The sequence below is a fragment of the Bradyrhizobium arachidis genome, from assembly GCF_015291705.1.
Taxonomy (GTDB): Bacteria; Pseudomonadota; Alphaproteobacteria; order Rhizobiales; family Xanthobacteraceae; genus Bradyrhizobium; species Bradyrhizobium arachidis.
The window spans coordinates 8,164,817-8,184,875 of record NZ_CP030050.1 but is presented as its reverse complement, the minus strand read 5'-3'; the positions used below and the strand labels follow the sequence as shown (position 1 = coordinate 8,184,875).

The following is a 20,059-nucleotide window of genomic DNA, read 5'->3' as shown; positions in this document are numbered from 1 at the left end:
GCCGGTGACCCATGGCCGATACGTTAGCTGCTAGCCTGCCCAGCCCGCGCCGACTCGGGGCGGACGCCTTCTTCGCGGGCGGCATCGTGACCATGCTCACGATCCTGTTCCTGCCGATACCGCCGATCCTGATCGATCTCGGGCTCGCGTTCTCGATCGCGCTCTCGGCGCTGATCCTGATGGTGGCGCTGTGGATCCAGCGCCCGCTCGACTTCTCTGCCTTCCCGACCGTGCTGCTGATCGCGACGATCCTGCGCCTGGCGCTGAACGTTGCGACCACGCGCCTGATCCTGTCGCGGGGCGGGGAGGGTGAGCAGGCCGCAGGCTATGTCGTCGCCGGCTTCTCCAAATTCGTCATGGGCGGCGACTTCGTTATCGGTCTGATCATCTTCGCGATCCTGGTCACGGTGAACTTCGTCGTGATCACCAAGGGTGCGACGCGCATCGCCGAAGTCGGCGCCCGTTTCACCCTGGACGCCATCCCCGGCAAGCAGATGGCGATCGACGCCGATTTGTCCGCGGGCCTGATCGACGACAAGGAAGCCCAGCGCCGGCGTCGCGAGCTCGAGGAGGAAAGCGCCTTCTTCGGTGCCATGGACGGTGCCTCGAAGTTCGTCCGCGGTGATGCCATCGCCGGCCTGATCATCACTGCGATCAACATTTTTGGCGGCATCATCATCGGCGTCACCCATCACGGTCTGACCCTGTCGCGTGCCGCCGACGTCTACACCAAGCTGTCCGTCGGCGACGGCCTGGTGTCGCAGATGCCGGCGCTGATCGTGTCGCTGTCGGCCGGCCTTCTCGTCTCCAAGGGCGGCACCAGGGGCTCGGCGGAGCAGGCCGTGCTGCGGCAGCTCGGCGGCTATCCCCGCGCGGTGTCGGCCGCCGCGCTGATGATGTTCGTGCTGGCCCTGATGCCGGGCCTGCCCATGGCGCCCTTCATGCTGCTCGGCGGCGTCATGGCCTTCGTCGGCTACTCGCTGCCGAAGCGGCAGGCGGCCCTCAAGCAGAAGGAAGACGCGCGCAAGGCCGAAGAACGCGCCCAGGCCGAGGCCAAGGATTCGGTCAAGGAATCGCTCAAGACCGCCGAGATCGAGCTGGCGCTCGGCGGCCACCTTTCGGTCCATCTGCTGGGCGCGCGCACCGAGCTTGCTCACCGCGTGGCCAAGATCCGCAAGAAGTTCGCCAAGCAGTACGGCTTCGTCATTCCCGAGATCAAGCTCACCGACAATCTGTCGATCGATCCCAAGGGATACCAGATCCGGATTCACGACACGCGCGTTGCGCATGGCGAGCTCAGGCTCGGCGAGGTGTTGGTGCTGGTCGACAAGGACGGCAAGCCCGACGTGCCCGGCGAGGAGGTGATCGAGCCCGCCTTCGGCATGAAGGCGCTGTGGGTGACAGAGGCTTTCACCGACGAGGTCAAGCGCCAGGGCTGCAAGCCGGTCGACAATCTCTCGGTGCTGCTCACGCATTTGAGCGAAGTGATCCGGGCGAACCTCGCCCAGCTCCTGTCCTACAAGGACATGCGCGCGCTGCTCGACCGGCTCGATCCCGAATACAAGCGCCTGGTCGAGGATCTCTGTCCGTCGCAGATCTCCTATTCGGGCCTGCTGGCGATCCTGAAGATCCTGCTGGCCGAGCGCGTGTCGATCCGAAACCTGCATCTGATCCTCGAAGCCATCGCCGAGATCGCGCCCCATGTGCGGCGGTCCGAGCAGGTCGCAGAGCATGTGCGCACGCGCCTTGCCCAGCAGATCTGCGGCGACCTCTCTGACAACGGCGTGCTCAACGTCGTCCGGCTCGGCAATCGGTGGGACCTTGCGTTCCACCAGAGCCTGAAACGCGACGGCAAGGGCGACGTGGTCGAGTTCGACGCCGATCCCCGCCAGATCGAGCAGTTCGCGACGGAAGCCAGCGCCGCGATCCGCAAGTTCACCGAGAGCGGCACTAGCGTGGTGCTGGCGGTGACCCCCGAAGCCCGTCCCTATGTCCGCATGATCCTGGAGCGGGTGTTCCCGACACTGCCGATCCTCTCGCATGTCGAGGTCGCGCGCTGCGCCGAGATCCGGGCGCTCGGAGCCATATCGTGATCAGCAGCCTTGCCGACAGCGTGCTGGTCACGTTCATCGTGTTCTGCCGCATCGGCGCCTGCCTGATGTTCGTGCCCGGCTACTCCAGCGTCAACGTCCCGGCCCAGGTTCGCCTGTTCATCGCGCTCGTCACGACGTTTGCACTGACGCCGATCCTGATTACGGTCCTGAAACCTCTCACGGAGAATGCGGCGCCGCTGGCGCTGGCACTTCTGATCGGCTCCGAGATCCTGGTCGGCAGTGTCATCGGTCTCGGCGGGCGCGTGTTCTTCCTGGCGCTCCAGACCATGGCCACCGTGATGGCGAGCGCGATCGGGCTCAGCAACATCCCGGGCACGCCGATCGGTGATACCGATCCGGCGCCCGCTTTGGTGCCGCTGATCATGGCGTCCGTCACCACGCTCTTCTTCATGACCGACCAGCACTGGCAGGTCCTGCGCGGGCTGATGAACTCCTACGATGTCTGGCATCCCGGCAGCAGGATCGGGGGCAGCATGGCGCTGGACCAGCTGCTCGCTCGTCTGTCGGAGGCGTTCGTGCTGACGCTGCGGATCACGAGCCCCTTCATCGTCTATTCGGTCATCGTCAACCTCGCGGTCGGCTTCATCAACAAGCTGACGCCGGCAATTCCAGTCTATTTCATCTCGGTGCCCTTCGTGCTGTTCGGGGGCTTCCTGCTGCTCTACCTCACCAGCGACGAGCTGCTGACGCAATTCATGCTCGGCGTCTCGTCGTGGCTCGTGGAGTGATCGGTCATGAGGTCGCGCGCGGACAAGCTCGCCCGGATGGTCTCCCTCGTGAAGCTCCAGCTCCGGCTGTCCGAATGGCAGCTCGCGCAGCTGCGGCAGCAGGAGAAAAGCCTGCAGGACGAACAGGAATGGCTGGTCGGAGCTTTGAACGAGGGCAAGCCGCCGGCAGGCTCGTCGAGCGAATCGATCGCGCGGCGCCTCAACAGGACCAGCGTCGGCGCGCGCGCGGTTCAGGCGCAGGCATTGCAGCAGTTCAACCAGGTCCGCGCGGAGAGCCGCCGCGTGAAACAGCTCGAGGAAGTCGCCAAGGCGGCGGTCGCGGACAAGCTTCGCGATGCCGAAAAGCGTTCGCTCGAGGAGATCGCGGGAACAAGCCTCACCGTGCGCGAGTGGACGCCACGACCAGCCAGCCGGAACAAGACATGATCGTGACAGCGACGCCCGACCTCGTTCTCGACGTCCTCGATGCCGCCGATCCCGTGACGCAGCGCGCAGCGGCCGCGAAGCTCGACGCGCTGAAATCATCCGACGCCGATTTCGCCGCCACGATGGACGCGGAGGTCGGCAAGGCCAAGGCGGCGACGGCCGATCAGGCCGCGTCGAAGGTTGTCGATGCGCAGTCGACCGCCGTGAACGGGGCGCCGGTGCAGGTGATCAAGGCGCCTGCCTCCGGCGAGGTCTACCGGAAGTTCGAGGCTTTCATCCTCCAGACCTTTGTCGAGACGATGTTGCCGAAGGAGTCGGAGCAGGTCTTCGGCAAGGGCACGGCCGGTGGCGTCTGGAAATCGATGCTGGCGGAGCAGCTCGGCAACCAGCTGGCCAAGGGCAAGGGGATTGGCATTGCCAAGCAGCTCGCCTCAGCGCATCCGGCGGGAACGGACATTACGGGGAAAGCCGGATCATGATCCGGGAATGGGTGACAGACGTTGAGGGGTGAATTTCCTATGCAGGCACAAGAAAGCGCGGCGGTCCTGGTGATGGAGCAGCCGGTCGCGGACACCGAGGCGATAACGATGGAAGCGGCGACAGGCGGTGCGCAGCTGCCGGCGCTGTTGCCGAATGCCGGCGGCGAAGCGGCGGTCGACGGCATTGACGCGGCGAGATCGGACGAGGTGCGCGGCCTGCTGGCGGCGATCCGCCGGCTCGAGAGCATCGTCGAGGAGGAGACGATTGCGCTCACGACGCGCAAGAAGATCGATTTCGACGACTTCAGCGCCCGCAAGAGCCGGAGCATGCTCGAATTCGTCCGCCTGATGCGGGCACGGATGCATCTCGGCAACGAGACCGTGATCACCGAGGAGATCCAGCGCTTGCGCGAGAAGCTCGAGCGGAATCGCTCGGTCCTCGAAATGCATTACGAAGCGGTGCGCGAGGTCGCCTCCATCATCGTCAAGGCGATCAAGGACGCCGACTCGGACGGCACCTATACCGGTCGTACGGCGCAGGACGGAAAATGATCAGACTCGTTCTGGCCGGCCTCTGGGTTTGCATCCTCACCGCGGGCACGAGCTATGGCGTGGCCTATTGGAAGGAAAACGGCAGCCTGCTGCCGGCGAAGGACGAGTATCTCGACGGGCTGCAATACCAGAAGACGCGGGCGCTGAGCGTGCCGATGATCGAGGGTGGCAGCGTGCAGGGCTACATCGTGGCGCGCTTCGTCTACACCATCGAGGCGCGGACCATGCACCAGCTCAACGTTCCGCCGGAGCCGTTCGTCGTCGACGAGGCCTTCCGCAGGATCTACGCCGACGACCGTCTCGATTTCAGGAAGCTCGCCCGTTACGATCTCTCGATCCTCACGACGGCGATCAAGCAGCGCGTCAACGAACGGATGCAGGCCGACGTCGTCCAGGACGTCCTGGTCGAGGACTTCAACTACGTATCAAAGGAAGAATTCCAGAAGCAGTAGGCGTCGCGGAACAAGCGTGGGCGGCCCTCCGGCTGCGCCGCGCTGCGTGGCCTGATTTCAGCTGGCCTCGGTCCCCAACAGTGCAACGGCCTCTGCGAAGGATGCTCCGCAGAGGCCGTTGTCGTTGTTGTGGCGGTGCGCTGCCGCGTCAGTTTCCGGCGGGATACGCCGCAGGGGCCGGGGCGGCGCGCGCCGTGTTCAGGAGGATGCCGACCTCGTCGAGCTCCTGCATCGGCACGTCGATGGTCTCGCCCGCGGGGATGTTGAGGCGGTATCCGACGTAGCGCCGGGCCACGATCGCATCGAAACCGAGGCGGTCGCGAAGCTTCTTGCGCAGCTTGCTGACGTGGCTCTCGATCACGCTCTCGTCGAAGGTCGACTCGAAGATGCCGTAGACCGCGTTGAAGATCTGCGTCTTGGTGATCCACTTGCCGTGGTTGGCGACCATATATTCGAGGATGCGCAGTTCGCGGCGGGGCAGGGTGAGGGCGTGGCCCGCGATCTCGGGGTCACGTCCGTTGAAGAAGACCTGGATCCGGCTCTCGCAGGGCCTCGGCAGATCGCCAACCCGGCGGCGCGCGATCGCGGCCGTTCGGGCGAGGATCTCGCGCAGGTGTATGGGCACGTGCACGACGTCGTCGACGCCCGACTCGAACAGCTCGAGCGTGTTCTTGAGCATCTTCTGGCCGCTCATGGCGATGATGGGAGCCGAGGAGCGCTTGCGCATCGCCCGCGGCAGGCTTCCGCGGGCATCGCAATCCCCGAGCAGGAAGGCATCGACCGCTGCCAGATCCGATTCACTCGCAGATTGCAGCCAGTCCCAGAATTCTCCGGAGGAGAATCCGATCGACGATACACCTTCGCGAACGAGCCCTACAACGTAGCTGTTCGTGACGCTCTCGCGATCATCAACGATAATATACATCAGTCTTTCGCCCCTGTTTCGCACTTGCAGCGGCCGGGTGGTTGTTTGTGATGCCCCGGCTCGGCAGCCATGCTGTTTGACGATATTTCCCTCCCGCGAACCGTTGTTATGGTTTCGATATTCGCGGGCAGCCCTACGCATTCAGTGCCTGCGTGAGCAGGCCTGCTACTTCGACTCGATACTGAACGCTTACTGTGTGAGGCCCGGCGGGTGTCTTACGGATCACCCCGCGGAGCGGATTGAGAATACGACCTAGTACAGTTGCGCCAAGTTGCTCATCGTGTCCGAAACGCTACTGAACTTTGTCGATCTCCTCGCCAACTGGCGAGAGAATCACTTGAGTAGGACCGTAACAATTGCCTAATTCCGATCAAGCGCGCGCCGCAAAGCGATTGCTATGCATGTTTGATGCTGTTGATTTGTTTCGAGTTGTTTCTTGATATTTTCAACCGCATCAGTTGATTTGAATTTCGAACTAGTTTTGCACCTTGGCGGTTCTAAAGTTCCGCATGTCCGTATAATCACAGCAATTTTGAGTGGTGCTACCGGTGACGCGTAGCGAGGGGTTTTCAACCCCGGATTGACTCGTGCTCCCGTTTTTCCACATGCGACAATTCGACTCATGTGTGGCGGCTGGACTCCAGCTTGGCGAAATCTTGGCGAGTGTGTGTCTTTCGAGTCGCACTCTCGCCGCGTGCGTGTCGCGTTCGACTCATTGAGGTCGCATCGCGCGCGTTGAAAGCTTTTCGATGCGCACGTTTCAGGCAAGCTTCGGCAAATAATCTCGTCGATCAACAGATCGAACTGAACGGAGCATTTTCACATGTCGTCCGATGGACAAGCTCGTCCCAGCGAAACCGCTGATGTTTCCGCGGCGGCGAAGCCGGCTCCGGCGGCAAGCAATATGAAGGACAGCGCGACGCAAAATTCCAGGCCCGCAGCAAGCACCAAACCCGCAGCGAACGCGAAGCGCGTGTCGGCCGCGGTGAACGATGAAGTGCTGGCGAAAGAGGCGCTCGAAGGGCTGAAGCGCATTCGCGCCAAGGCGCGCCTCGACAAGATGGCGATACCCAAGCCTGCCCCGGCCGTGATCAAGCCGGCCGTGATCGTGGCCAAGCCGCCGCCGCCGCGTCCGACCTGGGTCGTGCCGCTCGCAACATTGGCGGTCGCCGCGATCCTGGTGGTCTGCGCCTGCACCGGCGTGATCGCCTATCTCACCACGCAGCCTGCGCAGAACAACGTCGCGGCCAACACCGAGATCAGGATTCTGCGCGAGACGGTCGCGCAACTGCGCAAGCAGGTGTCGGGCGTGTCCGAAAATCTCGACGGTCTGCGCACCGCGGTCGATCAATCGAGCAAGGCGACCAACGATCGCTTCGGTAGGTTCGCCGAGAATCTCGACCGGATCGAGCGGGTGAGCTCGTCCTCGACGGCGAAGCTCGACAGGCTCGCCCAGGTGCAGGCTCAGGCGCCGGCGCCCGCGGCCGTTGCTTCGCAGCCGCCGTCACAGGCTGCACCGATGATGGCTTCGCTCGCAGCGCCCGAGGTCACCGGCTCGGTACCTCCGTCCGCGCCGCGGAAGGTCGTCAAGGGCTGGTCGGTTCGCCAGGCCTATGAGGGGATCGCGATCCTGCAAAGTCCGAACGGCGTCATCGAGGTCGTGCTGGGACAGCAGGTGCCCGGCCTTGGCCGCATCGAGGACATCAAGAACGAGAACGGTCGCCTGGTGGTGGAGTCCAGCAGCGGCGTCATCTATTCGTCACGCAAGGCGACGCCCTGAGCAAAGGCCGCCCTCTATTGGCGGTGATGCTCGAAGCTGGTGCATAGCAGATCCACCTCCGCTTCCGCGATCGGCGCGCGGAACAGGCGGCAGCTGAACTCGGCTGTCTTGCTATCGGGGGAAGTGCGATCCTCGCGAAGGAAGATGCATCGCTTGCAGACATCGGTGTGGTGCCGCTGCTCGGCAGCGTCGGACTGATCCAGTACGTGACGGAGTGCGTCGCGGAAGCGGACCTTGGCGTCGTCGTCGAGGACGGCAATTGCCTCGACGAGAACGCTGACGGGATCGCGCACCAGGAACTTCTTGCCCTGCTGCGTCACGCTCAGCATCACCGATCGCTTGTCAGTGGCCGAGCGCTTTCGCTCCAGATAGCCGAGCCGCTCGAGCTCGCCGATGATGAACGAGGCGGTGCCGCGCGTGGTGCCGACGTAGCTTGCGAGCGCCGAAGGCGTCCGGGAAAACCGGTTGGCGCGGGAAAGGAATCGCAGCGCCATCCACTCGCGGTCGCGCAAGCCGTGCTTGGTGCCTTCGAACCAGAGGATTCGCGCGACCTGCTCCAACAGTTCAATCGATTCACGAGCCAAGTTCATTTCAATTCCAGGTCGGATAAAGCTTTATTCAATTGAGCCTTGGGTAGCGCAATCTGGGTGGACGACAATGAAGCTCTCGGGCGATCCTTCGTCCGAATGGACGGCGGAGCGCTCTTGGAAGTCGCCCTTCGGTTTCCAAGAGGGAACCTCCGGACGTGGAACTAGGGCGTCACAAAGAAAGTTCGAGTGAATCGTACGGCTCAACTCTTCGGAAAATTTCAGTCAAATGACTGCGCTTCACCGGCCGGATTCCGGCGGCGCGCTGCGTCTGGGCAACATGATGTGTCGTTGCCGCCACCGCACAGCCTATTTGTTGCGGCGGAGCCTTTTCGAATTGTGCGAAGTGGCCGCAGTCTGCAGCTTCTGACCGCGTGGGTTGCGGCAGCAGAACTGTAATGTTGGGTTAATGGATGTTGCGTCGCAGCGCAGCCACGCGGTTAAAGCCCGCACACGATCAAATCCGACGGCTGGCGTATGGCCGATCCGATCGGCCGCCGGTCTCTTGTTCAGAGTCCGGCGCGCGGCCGATGGTCCGCGCCAACGAAGGGATGATACCGAGAACCGCGTGCTCGCAGGCTGGTGACTTGCCTTTGCCCGTTAACTATCGGCGAATGCGTCGCCCCCGGGGCACCACCATAAGCAGGAAGGGATACCGATGAGCTTCGAAACCACCATGACATCCGACGTCGTCGGCCTGACGAAAGTCGCCCCGGTCTCGCGCCGCGGATTCATGAGCGCCACGGCGGCCGTCGCCGCTGGCTACACGCTCGCGGCCGGTCCGGTTCGCGCCGACATCATCACGACCGACACCAACGGCCTCCAGACCGGCGACGCCAAGATCAAGGTCGGCTCGGAAGAGATGCCGGCCTATTTTGCTCGCCCTGCCGGCAACACCAAGGCGCCGGTGATCATCGTCGCGATGGAGATTTTTGGCCTGCACGAATACATCAAGGACGTGACGCGGCGCCTGGCCAAGCTCGGCGCGTTCGCGGTCGCGCCTGACTATTACTTCCGCAAGGGCACCGATCTCACCAGGATCACCGACGTCAAGGACCTGCTGCCGATCGTCAATGCCAAGCCGGACGCCGAGCTATTGACCGATCTCGACGCGACGGTGGCCTGGGCGGGATCGCAGGGCGGCGACAGCACGAAGCTGGGCATCATCGGCTTCTGCCGCGGCGGACGCACGGTCTGGGAATATGCCGCCCATGGCGGCGCGCTCAAGGCCGGCGTCGCCTTCTACGGTCCGCCGGTCGATCCGGCCAATCCGCTCTGGCCGAAGAGCCCGATGCAGCTTGCCCCCGAGATGAAGGCGCCGGTGCTCGGCCTGTATGGCGGGGCCGATACCGGCATTCCGGTCGCCCAGGTCGAGCAGCTCAAGGCGGCGCTGGAGCAGAACAAGAAGACGGCCGAATTCAAGATCTATCCCGAGGCGCCGCACGGCTTCCATGCCGACTATCGCGGCAGCTACCGCAGGGACGCCGCGGAGGATGCCTGGAAGCAGGCGCAGGCCTGGTTCAAGAAATACGGCGTATTGAGCTAAGGGCAGCGTTTTCGAAAGGGCGGCCGGAGTGGCCGCCCTTTCTCTATTCGAGGCTCACTTCGTCATTGCGCCATAGACGATGTCCTGGACCTGCTCGCGGTAGTATTTGCGCAGCTCACCCGGCGCCGCCGTTCCGACAACGACGACGAGACGTTCCTTCGGATCGCAGAAGAACTGCGTCCCGTAAGCGCCGTTCCAGGTGAACTCGCCGGGATTGCCGGGCACCGACGACAGCCCCTCGCTGGTGCGCACCGCGACCGCGAGGCCAAAGCCGAAACCGGCGCGGTGCGGCTCGATGTTGGCCACGTTGTTCTTGATCTCGGGGCCGAGATGGTTGGTCGTCATGTGGTGCACGGTCTTGGGCGAGAGGATACGCTGGCCGTCGAGCTCGCCGCCATTGAGCAGCATCTGTCCGAAGCGGACGTAATCGCCGATCGTCGCGAACGAGCAGGCGCCGCCGCAATCGAACTTGGTCGGCGTGTCGAGCAGCTTGATGGCCTGCGGCTTGCCGGTCAGCGGATCGTTGGCGAACGGGCGGGCGAGGCGGGGGCGCTGCGCGTCGGTGGGGTGGAAGGTCGCGTCCTTCATGCCGAGCGGTTGCCAGACATTGGCCGCGAGATAGTCGCCGAGCTTCTGCTCGCTGACTTTCTCGACGACGGCGCCGAGCACGTCGATCGAAAACCCGTATTCGAACTCGGTCGAGGGTTGATGCGCCAGCGGCAGTTTGGTGATGCGCTCGATGAAAGCCGGGGTGTCGCCTTCGATCGCGGGCGCGACGCCATCGGGGTATTGCCGCGCAAGCGCGCTGGAGGAGTCCGGGCGGCCGCCATACATCAGGCCGGACGTGTGCCGGTAGAGGTCGTGAATGAAGATCGGCGAGGCCTGCGGCTCGAATTTCAGCGAGCCGTCGGCCTGCTGAACGCCGACCTTCATGTCGGCAAAGCCGGGATAGTAGTCCGACAATTTTGCCTGGAGCGGGAGCTGACCCTTTTCCATCAGGGTCAGACCTGCGACCGCGGCCATCGGCTTGGTCATCGAAGCGAGCGCGAAGATCGCATCGACCGGCATCGGCGTGCCCTTGTCCGGATCGAGCATGCCATAGGCCTTGTAGTGCACGAGCTTGCCGTCGCGCGCGATGGCGACGACCGCGCCGGGTACGCGCTTGGCGGCGATCTCGCGCGCGAAGAAGCTGTCGAGCCGCGCCAGGCCCTGCTTGGAGAAGCCAGCGTCATCGGGATTTGTTTCGGGCAGCGGTGCGGCGCGCGCTGCACCGAACGTGATGACGGCAGCCGCCGCCGCGATCATGGCGATCGTCTTCTTCATTGCATCCTCCCAGGCGAGCTCGTTTTGCGAATGGCTCGCTCGACGCCTAGATCACGACCGCGCTGGCGCGAAGTCAAGCGCGCACCCAGCATGTCTGGGACGCACCGGTGATGCCGGAACCCTAGCGTCCTTCGCCGATGTGCCAGAGCGCATCGAGGCCGTGGCGGTAGGTCGGATAGGCGAGCGTGACGCCGAGCTCTCGCTTCAGTCTTGCGTTGGAGACGCGGGCGCTGCTGGCATAGAAGCTGCGTGCCATCGCCGACATCTCGGCGGTCTCGAAGGCTTCTTCCGGCGGCGGCGCAACGTTCATCAGCTTCGCGGCATAGGTGATGACGTCCTGCGGCGGCGCCGGCTCGTCGTCGCAGACGTTCCAGGTACCCTCGCCCTCGCGCTGGATCGCTGCCATGATCGCGCCCGCGATGTCGTCGACATGGATGCGATTGAACACCTGTCCGGGCTTGATGATGCGCCTTGCCGTGCCCGCGCGCAGCGTCACCAGCGCATTGCGGCCTGGGCCGTAGATGCCGGCAAGCCGCAGGATCGCGGCCTCGCCGCCGGTTGCGTCCGCCCAGGCCTGCTCGGCCGCAACGCGCATGCGTGTGCGCTCGAGCGTCGCCTGTGGCGGCGTGCTCTCATCGACCCATCCGCCGGCGTGATCGCCATAGACGCCGATGGTGGAGAGATAGACGACCTTGCGGCGGCCCGCCGCCAGCACGTCGCCGAATGCGGCGATGGCAGGATCGCCGCTGCTGCCGGGCGGGATCGAGATGAGAAGGACATCGGCCTCGCTGATGCGTTCGACCGTCTCGCGCGCCGGACTGCCGCCGGAAAATTCGTGGACCTCGATGCCGGCGAGATCGTTCCGCTGCGCGGGATCGCGCACGGTGCCGGCGACATGGGAGAAGCTGTCGCCGAATTTGCGGACGAAGCGCCGGACGCTGTAGCCGAGGCCGAGGATGAAGAGCCGCATGCGTCTCCCGTGCAGGTCAAGGTTCCCGTTCGCGCTCGCCGCGCGTCTCGCTCATAAGAGATTTTTGGGTCCGGCAAAAGATATTCCGATTTGTCTCGCCGGCCGGTGCAGGCAATGCTCGCTCGACACCGGGAGGCATCGACATGCAGGCGGAAGCGGCCACCATGACGCGCTCTGGCGCGGCGGAGCTGATCCGCAGCGCGGCCGCGCTGATCTTCGATGTCGACGGCACCCTCGCCGAGACCGAGGAGCTGCATCGGCAGGCGTTCAACCACGCCTTCGTCCGCCATGGTCTCGACTGGCAGTGGGACCGTGCCATCTACAAGGACCTGCTGCGGGTGACCGGCGGCAAGGAACGCATGCGTGCCTACCACGCGAGGCTGGCAGCCGCCCCGCCATTGTCCGATGTGGACATCGCGGCGCTTCACCGCATCAAGACCGCGCATTATGCGGAGCTGGTCGAAACCGGCTGCTGTCCCTTAAGGCCCGGCGTGGCGGAGCGGTTGGCCGAGGCTAAGGCGCGTGGCCAGCGGCTCGCGATCGCGACCACGACGTCGCACGGCAACATCGATGCGCTGCTGTCTCGAGCGCTGGGGACCCGCTGGGCTGCGGATTTCGATGCCATCGTTGCTGGTGATGATGTCAGGAACAAGAAGCCGGCGCCGGATGTCTATCTCGAGATCCTGGCGCGGCTGAGGCTCCATGCCTCCGACTGTGTCGCGATCGAGGATTCTGGCAACGGGCTGATCGCGGCGTCGCGGGCGGTTATTCCGGTTCTCATTACGCGCAGCATGTTCTTCCGGGATGACGACTTCAGCGCGGCGCGGTTTGTGCTGGATGACCTGTCGGAACTCGGGGCTCAAAAATAAAACCGGAAAACAACCCCATGCACAGTAGCTCACGCCGGCGTGAGGGCTGCGGTCAGTGGACGCGGTGACTCGCCCTATCGTCTTCGGCCTGCTCGACAATCTGCGCAATCGGGCTCGACTGGTGATGCACCAGGCGCCAGCCGTCGCCGACTCGGCGAAAATGGTTGGCGGCGGCCAGAGCGGTGCCGTCGACGATCTCGATGCAGAGCACGCGGGCGCTGTCGCCGTCGACGATCGCCTGCGGTTCGGCGCAGACGATCTGCGGCCGCTCCGGATTTTGCAAAATATCGCGCCAGCTTCCGATCACGGTGGCGCGGCCGACGATGGCCGGCCAGCCTGGATGGATGCAGGAGATGGCGTCGTCATCCGCCCACATCCGTTCCATGCCGGCGAAGTCGCCGGTCGAAAAAGCGGCGTAGAAAGCCGCGTTGGCGGCGATGACCTTGCTGTCCTTTGCCATGCCTCTCGGGTGGGCCAATGACAGAAAAAAATCAAGCGCGACTTGCGTTTGATTTTGACCGCACTGCAGCATTCAAGACGCTGCTGCTCCTTTTGTAGTCACGCCGAAACGTGCGCCGCCACCGCCCGCCGCGCGCCATCCTTGTAAAGATGGGCGAGCGCCGTGGTCACGGCCTCGCGCAGCCGCGGATCGGTGCCCAGCGGCCCGAACACTTTTTCCACGCCGAGCAATGTGGGTGCGAGCCGTTCGGCGACCGGGCCTGCCTCACGCGCCAGCGCGGCGAACTCGGCGGCGAGCGGATCGCGCACGTCGATAGCGCGGCCCTGCTCGTCGGTGGCGGCGACGTAGCGCATCCAGCCGGCGACCGCGAGCGCGTGGGTCGCGATCGGCAGGTTCCTCGCAAGGCGATCCTGCATCGCGCCGAGCAGGCGCTGCGGCAGTTTTTGCGAGCCGTCCATCGCGATCTGCCAGGTGCGATGATGCAGCGCCGGATTGGAAAAACGCTTGAGCAGCGAGGCGCGATAGGCGGCAAGGTCAGTGCCAGGCGGCATTGTCAGCGTCACCGCGGCCTCTTCCATCACCCGCGCGGCGAGACGCGCGAAACTCGCATCGGTCATGGTGTCGGCGATGGTCTCGTAACCGGCGAGATAGCCGAGATAGGCGAGCGCGGAATGGCTGGCGTTGAGCAGCCGCAGCTTCATCAGCTCGAACGGCTTCACGTCGGTGACGAGCTCGACGCCTGCGGCGGCAAGATCAGGCCGGCCCGCCGTAAAGCGGTCCTCGACCACCCATTGCGTGAAGGGCTCAGTCATGACCGGCCAGGCGTCGCGCATGCCGAGCGCGGATGACACCGCATCGCGGTCGGCGTCCGTCGTCTCCGGCACGATGCGGTCGACCATGGTCGAGGGGAAGGCGGCATTATCTGCGATCCACTTGCCGAACTCCTTCGAGCGCAGTGCGGCGAACTGCGTCACGATCCGCTGCACGGTATGGCCGTTGGCGGCGAGATTGTCGCAGCACAGCACGGTGAAGGGGATCAGCCCCTGCGCACGCCGGCGCGCCAGCGCAGCCACGATGAAGCCGGGCGCCGAGCGTGGTGCGTCGGGATTGTTGAGGTCGTGCACGACATCGGGATGCCGCTCGTCGAGGTCGCCGGTCTGCGGCGTGTGGCAATAGCCCTTCTCGGTAACCGTGAGCGAGACGATGCGGATGGCGGGATCGGCCATCCGCTCGACCAGCGCCGCCGGCTTCTCGCGCGCGACCACGCTGTCGAGCAGCGCGCCGATGACGCGGTGCTCGGTGCCTTCGGCCGCACGTACGGCAACGGTATAGAGATGATCCTGCGGGGCGAGGGCGTCGCGCGTATCCGGGCTGCGCAGGCTGGCGCCGACAATGCCCCAGGACGAGCTGCCGCTGGCAAGGCAATCGTCGATGACGACGGCCTGGTGTGCGCGATGAAAAGCCCCGAGGCCAAGATGCACGATGCCGGGCGTGGCGCGCGAGCGGTCATAGGCCGGGCGGCGGATGCCGGACGGCAACCGATCGAGATTGGCGCTGCCAAGACGCATCGAACTTGGGCGCATGGACGTCTCCCCTTTGCTTTGCCGCTGCTTGACATGGCGCCCGACCTCGGTCAATGCTCTGGTCAATTGGTAAGACCAATTTTCCAAAATTGGCGGGCCGCGGGTCGGGACGATTCCGCGAGACCCTTTCGGGGAGGCCAGCGTGCCGCTGGAAGCTGTGGAGGCGAGACGGCTTTACCGCCAGGTCGCCGATCAATTGCGAAGCCTGATCGACAGCGGCGAGTACGCGGTCGGCAGCCGCTTGCCGACCGAGCGCGAGCTCGCCGAGCAGCTCAAGATCTCGCGGCCCACGGTGCGCGAGGCCCTGATCGCGCTCGAGGTCGAAGGCCGCGTCCGCATCCGTGTCGGCTCAGGCATCTATGTGATCGAGGCGGCCGATGCCGCGGCGGCGCCGGCGGCCGCCGTCATCGAAGGCCCGTTCGAGCTGCTGCGCGCCCGCGAATTCCTGGAAAGTGCCATCGCCGAACAGGCCGCGCGCGTGGCGACGAAGGATGATGTCGCCCGCATCGATGCGTCCCTCGTCGCGATGGAGAACGTCGAGCATCCCGGCGAAGCCTCGATGGTGCACGACCGCGCGTTCCACGTCGCGATCGCCGGAAGCCTCGGCAACGCCGTTCTGGTCCGCGTGGTCGGCGAGCTGTTCGATCAGCGCCTCAATCCCTATTTCGCGCAGCTTGCGCATTATTTCGAAAGCCCCGGCACGTGGCGTACCGCGCTCGACGAGCACCGCGCCGTGCGCGATGCGATCGCGGCGCACGATCCGGACAGCGCGCGCGAGGCCATGCGAAAGCATCTGGCGCGCTCGCAGGAGCGCTTCGCGCAGAATTTTGGCGCCGAGACTGCCGCAGCGGCCTCGTCTGCCGGGCGGGGCCGGGCGGAGCGACATCAGGCCAAGCCGGCAACACCAAAGCGAGCGGCGAAGAAGCAGGCCAAAAAGCAGGTCAAGAGCAGCAGCGCGCGGCGGCGATGAGATTGGGCGGCCTGCATCCGTTTCAGGTGTGGGCGAACAAGAAGCAGACTTTAGTCAGTGGAGGATAAGTCGATGTTGAAGAAGATGACGATGGTGCTGGCGGCTTCGGTCGCGGCGATGGTCGCGGCGACCAGTTCCGGCATGGCGCAGACCAAGCTCAAATGGGCCCATGTCTACGAGACCTCGGAGCCGTTCCATAGCGCGTCAGTGTGGGCCGCGCAGGAGATCGGCAAGCGCACCAACGGGCGCTACCAGATCGACGTCTATCCGGCGTCGCAGCTCGGCAAAGAGGCCGACATCAACCAGGGCCTCTCGCTCGGCTCGGTCGATATCATCATCTCCGGCTCGAGCTTCGCGGCCAAGAGCTTTCCGCCGATCGGGGTGACCTACTATCCCTACACTTTCCGCGATGCCGATCATCTGCTTGCCTACACCAAGAGCGACATCTTTAGGGAGCTCGCCAAGGGCTATGAGGACAAGAGCGGCCACCACATCATCGCGGTGACCTATTATGGCGTGCGCCAGACCTCGTCGAACAAGCCGATCAAGAGCTGCGCCGACCTCAAGGGCCTGAAGATGCGCGTGCCTGACGTGCCGGCTTATCTGGCCATGCCGCGCGCCTGCGGCGCCAACACCGCGCCGATCGCCTTCGCCGAAGTCTATCTCGCGCTGCAGAACGGCACGGTCGAGGCGCAGGAGAACCCGCTGACCACGATCGAGGCCAAGAAGTTCTACGAGGTGCAGAAGCACATCGTGCTCACCGGCCACATCGTCGACCACCTCAACACGGTGGTGGCGGGCGCGCTCTGGAAGAAGCTCTCCGACGAAGACAAGAAGATCTTCACCGACGTCGCGCAGGAGGCCGCTGCGAAGGCGACCGCCGAGATCAAGCAGAACGAGGCCAAGCTGGTCGCCTTCTTCAAGGAGAAGGGCCTGACCGTGACCGAGGTCGACAAGAACGAATTCCGCGACATCGTGCTGAAGAACGTTCCGTTCGAGACCTTTGGCTATCGCAAGGCCGACTGGGAACGGATTCAGGACGTCAAATAGCAACGACCGTTATTCCGGGGCTCGCGAAGCGAGAACCCGGAATCTCGTCGTTCCGGGTTCGACGCTGACGCGTCGCCCCGGAACGACGATTTGAGGAGGAGCACACCCATGTCCACCGCCGAAATACACCGGCAGATCACCGCGGACGAGATCGCCCACACCTTCGAGGAGGAGGCGACGCCGAAGGTCGATCTCGGCATCTACGCCTTCGAGGACTGGGTGGCGCTGGTGATCTTCTGGGTGATGGCGCTTGCCGTCTTCCTCCAGTTCTTCACCCGCTACGTCCTCAACGACAGCTATGCCTGGACCGAGGAGATCGCGACCTATTGCCTGATCGGCGTGGTCTTCATCGGCGCCTCGATGTGTGTGCGGCTGTCGCGGCATATCCAGGTCGACCTGATCTACCGCTACCTGCCGCACATGGTGGCGCGCACGATGTCCACACTGATCGACCTGATCCGGATCGCCTTCTTCGGTTACGCCATCAAGCTGGTCTGGGTCTACATCCAGATCATCGGCGATGAGTCAATGACCACGATCAATCTTCCCAAGGACTACGTCTATTACGCCGTGCTCGCCGGCTTCGTGCTGATGTTCGTGCGCTCGCTGCAGGTGGCGCTGCAGCATCTGCGGCAGGGCTATTCGATCCTCGAACGCCCCGGCGCCTACGACGGTTTTGAAGGATAGTATCATGCTGTTGCTGCTTGGGGGCTTCCTCATCCTGATGCTGATCGGCGTTCCCGTGGCGATCGCCATGGCTGCGTCGTCGCTACTCTACATCCTGGTCAGCGGCGTGACGCCCGACGTCACGCTGGCGCAGCGCATGATCGCCGGCGTCGAGAGCTTTCCGCTGCTCGCCGTGCCGTTCTTCATCCTCGCCGGCAATCTCATGAACATCGCCGGCGTCACCGGCCGCATCTACAAGTTCGCAGTCGCGCTGGTCGGCTGGATGCGCGGCGGCCTCGGTCACGTCAACATCATCGGCTCGGTGATCTTCTCCGGCATGTCCGGCACGGCCATTGCGGACGCCGCCGGTCTCGGCACCATCGAGATCAAGGCGATGAAGGACCACGGCTACTCCACCGAATTCTCGGTCGGCGTCACTGCGGCGTCTGCAACGCTTGGCCCGATCATCCCGCCGTCGCTGCCTTTCGTGATCTACGGCATGATGGCCAATGTCTCGATCGGCGCGCTGTTCCTCGGCGGCGTCATTCCCGGCATCGTCATGACGCTGCTGATGATGGCGACGGTCACCTATTTCGCGCACAAGAACAAATGGGGCAGCGACACGCCGTTCTCCTGGCCGCAGCTCGGCTCGGCCGGCCTCGAGATCGCGATCGTGCTGGCGTTCCCGCTCGCGATCTGGCTGATGGTGATGGCGGGCATGTCGACCAACATGGCGGTCGTCATCGGTCTCGGCACGCTGCTCATCATCGACTGGTATTTCGACTTCTCGGCGGTGATGGCGCTGATGGCGCCGGTGATCCTGATCGGCGGCATGACGCTCGGCTGGTTCACGCCGACGGAAGCCGCGGTCGCCGCCGTGATCTGGTCGCTGTTCCTCGGCCTCGTCCGCTATCGCACCATGACCCTGAAGACGGTGGCGAAGGCGACCTTCGACACCATCGAGACCACGGCCTCGGTGCTCTTCATTGTCACGGCGGCGTCGATCTTCGCCTGGCTGCTGACGGTGTCGCAGGCCGCCCAGATGCTGTCGGACTGGATGCTCAGCATCACCCATAACAAATGGGTGTTCCTGGCGCTCGCCAACATCCTGATCCTCTTCGTCGGCTGCTTCATCGACACCACGGCGGCGATCACCATCCTGGTGCCGATCCTGCTGCCGATCGTGCTCAAGCTCGGCATCGATCCGATCCATTTCGGCTTGATCATGACGCTGAACCTGATGATCGGCCTGTTGCATCCGCCGCTCGGCATGGTGCTGTTCGTGCTCGCTCGCGTCGCCAAGCTCTCGGTCGAGCGCACGACGGTCGCGATCCTGCCCTGGCTGGTGCCGCTGCTGCTCGCGCTGATCGCAATCACCTACATTCCCGAACTGACCCTCTGGCTGCCTAAATATATGGGACTCTCCAAATGACCTCCGTAGCTCTCGCCGCAACCCTGTTCGGCCCCGAAGATTTGCGCATGATTGAGCATCCGCTCGACAAGCTCGCGGACGGGATGGTGCGCATCCGCTTCGGCGCCGGCGGCATCTGCGGCTCCGACATGCACTACTTCCGGCATGCCCGCACCGGCGACTTCGTGGTGAAGTCGCCGTTGGTGCTGGGCCACGAGATCTCGGGCGAGGTCGTGGAGATCGCAGGCTCCGCCACCAATTTGAAGGTCGGCGACCGCGTCGCCGTCAATCCGTCGCGCTGGTGCGGCCATTGCGTCGCCTGCCGCGAAGGCCGGCCCAATCTTTGCGAGAACATCTACTTCATGGGCTCGGCCTCGAAGACGCCGCACATGCAGGGCGGCTTTGCCAATTATTTCGATGCGATCCCGGCGCAGTGCGTGAAGATTCCGGATCACGTCTCCTATCAGGCCGCGGCGCTCGCCGAGCCGCTCGCGGTCTGCCTGCACGCGGTGGCACGCGCCGGCAACATCGAAGGCAAGCGCGGCATCATCTTCGGCGCCGGCCCGATCGGGCTTCTGATCATGCTCGCCGCGCACCGCGCCGGCATGGCCGACATTACGGTCGCCGACATCGCGCCGGCGCCGCTCGCTTTCGCGACCAAGCTTGGTGCGTCCCACGTCGAGAACGTGTCGGGTGGGGAAGAGGGCCTGAAGGCGCAGGCCGCGACGCGTCCCTATGACGTCGCCTTCGAAGTCTCGGGTACGGCCGCCGGCCTTGCGAGCGCCATTGGCATCGTCAGGCGTGGCGGCGTCGTGGTGCAGATCGGCAATCTGCCGGGCGGCCAGATCCCGACGCCGTCGAACGCGGTGATGGCCAAGGAGATCGACCTGCGCGGCTCGTTCCGCTTCGGATTCGAGTTCATGACCGCGGTGGAACTGATCGGCGCAGGCAGCGTCGATGTGCTGTCGCTGGTCACCGCCGAGCGGCCGCTGTCGACCGCGCCGGATGCGCTGCGGCTGGCGCTCGACCGCTCGCAGAGTGTCAAGGTCGTGCTGACCGCGAACTGATCCTAGAGCCCCGTTCCGATGGAATCGGAACGGGACTCTAGATTCTTGTTTGACGCGTTTTCTTCACGCGAACCGGTACCCACTTCGCTCGAAAACGCTTT

The 20,059-nt window shown here is 64.4% G+C and carries 20 protein-coding genes; 14 read left to right on the top strand and 6 right to left on the bottom strand.

The window, feature by feature from the left end; translation table 11 throughout:
• Nucleotides 1–11: 11 nt before the first annotated feature.
• From flhA to WN72_RS38520, 6 genes are read left to right on the top strand one after another with little or no spacing between them, the layout of a single operon-like run.
• On the top strand, nucleotides 12–2,093 hold the full coding sequence (flhA, locus tag WN72_RS38545) for a flagellar biosynthesis protein FlhA (RefSeq protein WP_027560908.1): 2,082 nt from the start codon (nucleotides 12–14) through the stop codon (nucleotides 2,091–2,093).
• Nucleotides 2,090–2,842: a flagellar biosynthesis protein FliR gene (gene fliR / locus WN72_RS38540; RefSeq protein ID WP_092213028.1), complete on the top strand. Its 753-nt coding sequence runs from the start codon at nucleotides 2,090–2,092 to the stop codon at nucleotides 2,840–2,842. Before flhA ends, fliR begins: the two co-directional genes overlap by 4 nt.
• A gap of 6 nt (nucleotides 2,843–2,848) precedes the next feature.
• Nucleotides 2,849–3,268 carry a hypothetical protein gene (locus WN72_RS38535; protein ID WP_092213026.1) on the top strand — a complete coding sequence of 140 codons (420 nt, stop codon included), beginning with the start codon at nucleotides 2,849–2,851 and terminating at the stop codon, nucleotides 3,266–3,268.
• Nucleotides 3,265–3,747 carry a rod-binding protein gene (locus WN72_RS38530; RefSeq protein ID WP_027560905.1) on the top strand — a complete coding sequence of 161 codons (483 nt, stop codon included), beginning with the start codon at nucleotides 3,265–3,267 and terminating at the stop codon, nucleotides 3,745–3,747. The genes WN72_RS38535 and WN72_RS38530 overlap by 4 nt, the downstream gene beginning before the upstream one ends.
• A gap of 39 nt (nucleotides 3,748–3,786) precedes the next feature.
• Nucleotides 3,787–4,299 (top strand): flagellar biosynthesis protein FlgN, encoded by a 513-nt coding sequence (locus tag WN72_RS38525; RefSeq protein WP_092213022.1) that lies wholly within the window; start codon nucleotides 3,787–3,789, stop codon nucleotides 4,297–4,299.
• Entirely contained in the window at nucleotides 4,296–4,751 is a 456-nt protein-coding gene (locus WN72_RS38520) for a hypothetical protein (protein WP_027560903.1), read from the top strand. Before WN72_RS38525 ends, WN72_RS38520 begins: the two co-directional genes overlap by 4 nt.
• Nucleotides 4,752–4,899: 148 nt before the next feature.
• On the opposite strand, the gene WN72_RS38515 is transcribed toward WN72_RS38520, so the two are convergent.
• Entirely contained in the window at nucleotides 4,900–5,676 is a 777-nt protein-coding gene (locus WN72_RS38515) for a response regulator transcription factor (protein WP_027560902.1), read from the bottom strand.
• 823 nt (nucleotides 5,677–6,499) lie between these two features.
• Between WN72_RS38515 and WN72_RS38510 the strand changes: the two genes are divergently transcribed.
• On the top strand, nucleotides 6,500–7,456 hold the full coding sequence (locus tag WN72_RS38510) for a hypothetical protein (RefSeq protein WP_027560901.1): 957 nt from the start codon (nucleotides 6,500–6,502) through the stop codon (nucleotides 7,454–7,456).
• 14 nt (nucleotides 7,457–7,470) lie between these two features.
• Here the strand turns inward: WN72_RS38510 and WN72_RS38505 are convergent, their stop codons facing one another.
• Complete coding sequence (locus tag WN72_RS38505) at nucleotides 7,471–8,046, bottom strand: MarR family winged helix-turn-helix transcriptional regulator (RefSeq protein WP_027560900.1); 576 nt, start codon at nucleotides 8,044–8,046, stop codon at nucleotides 7,471–7,473.
• A 655-nt stretch (nucleotides 8,047–8,701) separates the two neighbouring features.
• Between WN72_RS38505 and WN72_RS38500 the strand changes: the two genes are divergently transcribed.
• Nucleotides 8,702–9,589 carry a dienelactone hydrolase family protein gene (locus WN72_RS38500; protein WP_092213018.1) on the top strand — a complete coding sequence of 296 codons (888 nt, stop codon included), beginning with the start codon at nucleotides 8,702–8,704 and terminating at the stop codon, nucleotides 9,587–9,589.
• A gap of 54 nt (nucleotides 9,590–9,643) precedes the next feature.
• On the opposite strand, the gene WN72_RS38495 is transcribed toward WN72_RS38500, so the two are convergent.
• Complete coding sequence (locus WN72_RS38495; RefSeq protein ID WP_092213016.1) at nucleotides 9,644–10,912, bottom strand: serine hydrolase domain-containing protein; 1,269 nt, start codon at nucleotides 10,910–10,912, stop codon at nucleotides 9,644–9,646.
• A gap of 121 nt (nucleotides 10,913–11,033) precedes the next feature.
• Nucleotides 11,034–11,882: an SDR family oxidoreductase gene (locus WN72_RS38490; RefSeq protein WP_092213014.1), complete on the bottom strand. Its 849-nt coding sequence runs from the start codon at nucleotides 11,880–11,882 to the stop codon at nucleotides 11,034–11,036.
• Between the two features lie 143 nt (nucleotides 11,883–12,025).
• Between WN72_RS38490 and WN72_RS38485 the strand changes: the two genes are divergently transcribed.
• Nucleotides 12,026–12,751 (top strand): HAD family hydrolase, encoded by a 726-nt coding sequence (locus WN72_RS38485; RefSeq protein WP_092213012.1) that lies wholly within the window; start codon nucleotides 12,026–12,028, stop codon nucleotides 12,749–12,751.
• Between the two features lie 52 nt (nucleotides 12,752–12,803).
• Here WN72_RS38485 and WN72_RS38480 read toward each other — a convergent pair whose 3' ends face one another.
• Nucleotides 12,804–13,211 (bottom strand): nuclear transport factor 2 family protein, encoded by a 408-nt coding sequence (locus WN72_RS38480; RefSeq protein WP_027560895.1) that lies wholly within the window; start codon nucleotides 13,209–13,211, stop codon nucleotides 12,804–12,806.
• Nucleotides 13,212–13,309: 98 nt separating this feature from the next.
• Complete coding sequence (locus WN72_RS38475; RefSeq protein WP_194482951.1) at nucleotides 13,310–14,794, bottom strand: mannitol dehydrogenase family protein; 1,485 nt, start codon at nucleotides 14,792–14,794, stop codon at nucleotides 13,310–13,312.
• Between the two features lie 142 nt (nucleotides 14,795–14,936).
• Here WN72_RS38475 and WN72_RS38470 point away from each other — a divergent pair, with 142 nt between their 5' ends.
• The 5 genes from WN72_RS38470 (at nucleotide 14,937) to WN72_RS38450 (ending at nucleotide 19,958) form a co-directional block, all read left to right on the top strand.
• On the top strand, nucleotides 14,937–15,764 hold the full coding sequence (locus WN72_RS38470) for a FadR/GntR family transcriptional regulator (RefSeq protein ID WP_092213010.1): 828 nt from the start codon (nucleotides 14,937–14,939) through the stop codon (nucleotides 15,762–15,764).
• Nucleotides 15,765–15,854: 90 nt separating this feature from the next.
• Nucleotides 15,855–16,814, top strand: a complete 960-nt coding sequence (locus tag WN72_RS38465; RefSeq protein WP_430640358.1) for a sialic acid TRAP transporter substrate-binding protein SiaP — start codon at nucleotides 15,855–15,857, stop codon at nucleotides 16,812–16,814.
• 108 nt (nucleotides 16,815–16,922) lie between these two features.
• Complete coding sequence (locus WN72_RS38460; protein ID WP_027560891.1) at nucleotides 16,923–17,501, top strand: TRAP transporter small permease; 579 nt, start codon at nucleotides 16,923–16,925, stop codon at nucleotides 17,499–17,501.
• 4 nt (nucleotides 17,502–17,505) lie between these two features.
• Nucleotides 17,506–18,912: a TRAP transporter large permease gene (locus WN72_RS38455; RefSeq protein WP_092213006.1), complete on the top strand. Its 1,407-nt coding sequence runs from the start codon at nucleotides 17,506–17,508 to the stop codon at nucleotides 18,910–18,912.
• Nucleotides 18,909–19,958: an L-idonate 5-dehydrogenase gene (locus WN72_RS38450; protein ID WP_092213004.1), complete on the top strand. Its 1,050-nt coding sequence runs from the start codon at nucleotides 18,909–18,911 to the stop codon at nucleotides 19,956–19,958. Before WN72_RS38455 ends, WN72_RS38450 begins: the two co-directional genes overlap by 4 nt.
• Nucleotides 19,959–20,059 lie beyond the last annotated feature (101 nt).

What these genes read in the sequence shown, in the direction of transcription:
- WN72_RS38455 (WP_092213006.1), top strand. Translation starts at nt 17,506, where the DNA reads ATGCTGTTGCTGCTTGGGGGCTTCCTCATCCTGATGCTGATCGGCGTT.
- WN72_RS38510 (WP_027560901.1), top strand. Translation starts at nt 6,500, where the DNA reads ATGTCGTCCGATGGACAAGCTCGTCCCAGCGAAACCGCTGATGTTTCC.
- WN72_RS38450 (WP_092213004.1), top strand. Translation starts at nt 18,909, where the DNA reads ATGACCTCCGTAGCTCTCGCCGCAACCCTGTTCGGCCCCGAAGATTTG.
- flhA (WP_027560908.1), top strand. Translation starts at nt 12, where the DNA reads ATGGCCGATACGTTAGCTGCTAGCCTGCCCAGCCCGCGCCGACTCGGG.
- WN72_RS38520 (WP_027560903.1), top strand. Translation starts at nt 4,296, where the DNA reads ATGATCAGACTCGTTCTGGCCGGCCTCTGGGTTTGCATCCTCACCGCG.
- WN72_RS38515 (WP_027560902.1), bottom strand. Translation starts at nt 5,676, where the DNA reads ATGTATATTATCGTTGATGATCGCGAGAGCGTCACGAACAGCTACGTT.
- WN72_RS38525 (WP_092213022.1), top strand. Translation starts at nt 3,787, where the DNA reads ATGCAGGCACAAGAAAGCGCGGCGGTCCTGGTGATGGAGCAGCCGGTC.
- WN72_RS38475 (WP_194482951.1), bottom strand. Translation starts at nt 14,794, where the DNA reads ATGCGCCCAAGTTCGATGCGTCTTGGCAGCGCCAATCTCGATCGGTTG.
- WN72_RS38460 (WP_027560891.1), top strand. Translation starts at nt 16,923, where the DNA reads ATGTCCACCGCCGAAATACACCGGCAGATCACCGCGGACGAGATCGCC.
- WN72_RS38480 (WP_027560895.1), bottom strand. Translation starts at nt 13,211, where the DNA reads ATGGCAAAGGACAGCAAGGTCATCGCCGCCAACGCGGCTTTCTACGCC.
- WN72_RS38485 (WP_092213012.1), top strand. Translation starts at nt 12,026, where the DNA reads ATGCAGGCGGAAGCGGCCACCATGACGCGCTCTGGCGCGGCGGAGCTG.
- WN72_RS38535 (WP_092213026.1), top strand. Translation starts at nt 2,849, where the DNA reads ATGAGGTCGCGCGCGGACAAGCTCGCCCGGATGGTCTCCCTCGTGAAG.
- WN72_RS38505 (WP_027560900.1), bottom strand. Translation starts at nt 8,046, where the DNA reads ATGAACTTGGCTCGTGAATCGATTGAACTGTTGGAGCAGGTCGCGCGA.
- WN72_RS38500 (WP_092213018.1), top strand. Translation starts at nt 8,702, where the DNA reads ATGAGCTTCGAAACCACCATGACATCCGACGTCGTCGGCCTGACGAAA.
- WN72_RS38495 (WP_092213016.1), bottom strand. Translation starts at nt 10,912, where the DNA reads ATGAAGAAGACGATCGCCATGATCGCGGCGGCGGCTGCCGTCATCACG.
- WN72_RS38530 (WP_027560905.1), top strand. Translation starts at nt 3,265, where the DNA reads ATGATCGTGACAGCGACGCCCGACCTCGTTCTCGACGTCCTCGATGCC.
- WN72_RS38465 (WP_430640358.1), top strand. Translation starts at nt 15,855, where the DNA reads ATGGTGCTGGCGGCTTCGGTCGCGGCGATGGTCGCGGCGACCAGTTCC.
- WN72_RS38490 (WP_092213014.1), bottom strand. Translation starts at nt 11,882, where the DNA reads ATGCGGCTCTTCATCCTCGGCCTCGGCTACAGCGTCCGGCGCTTCGTC.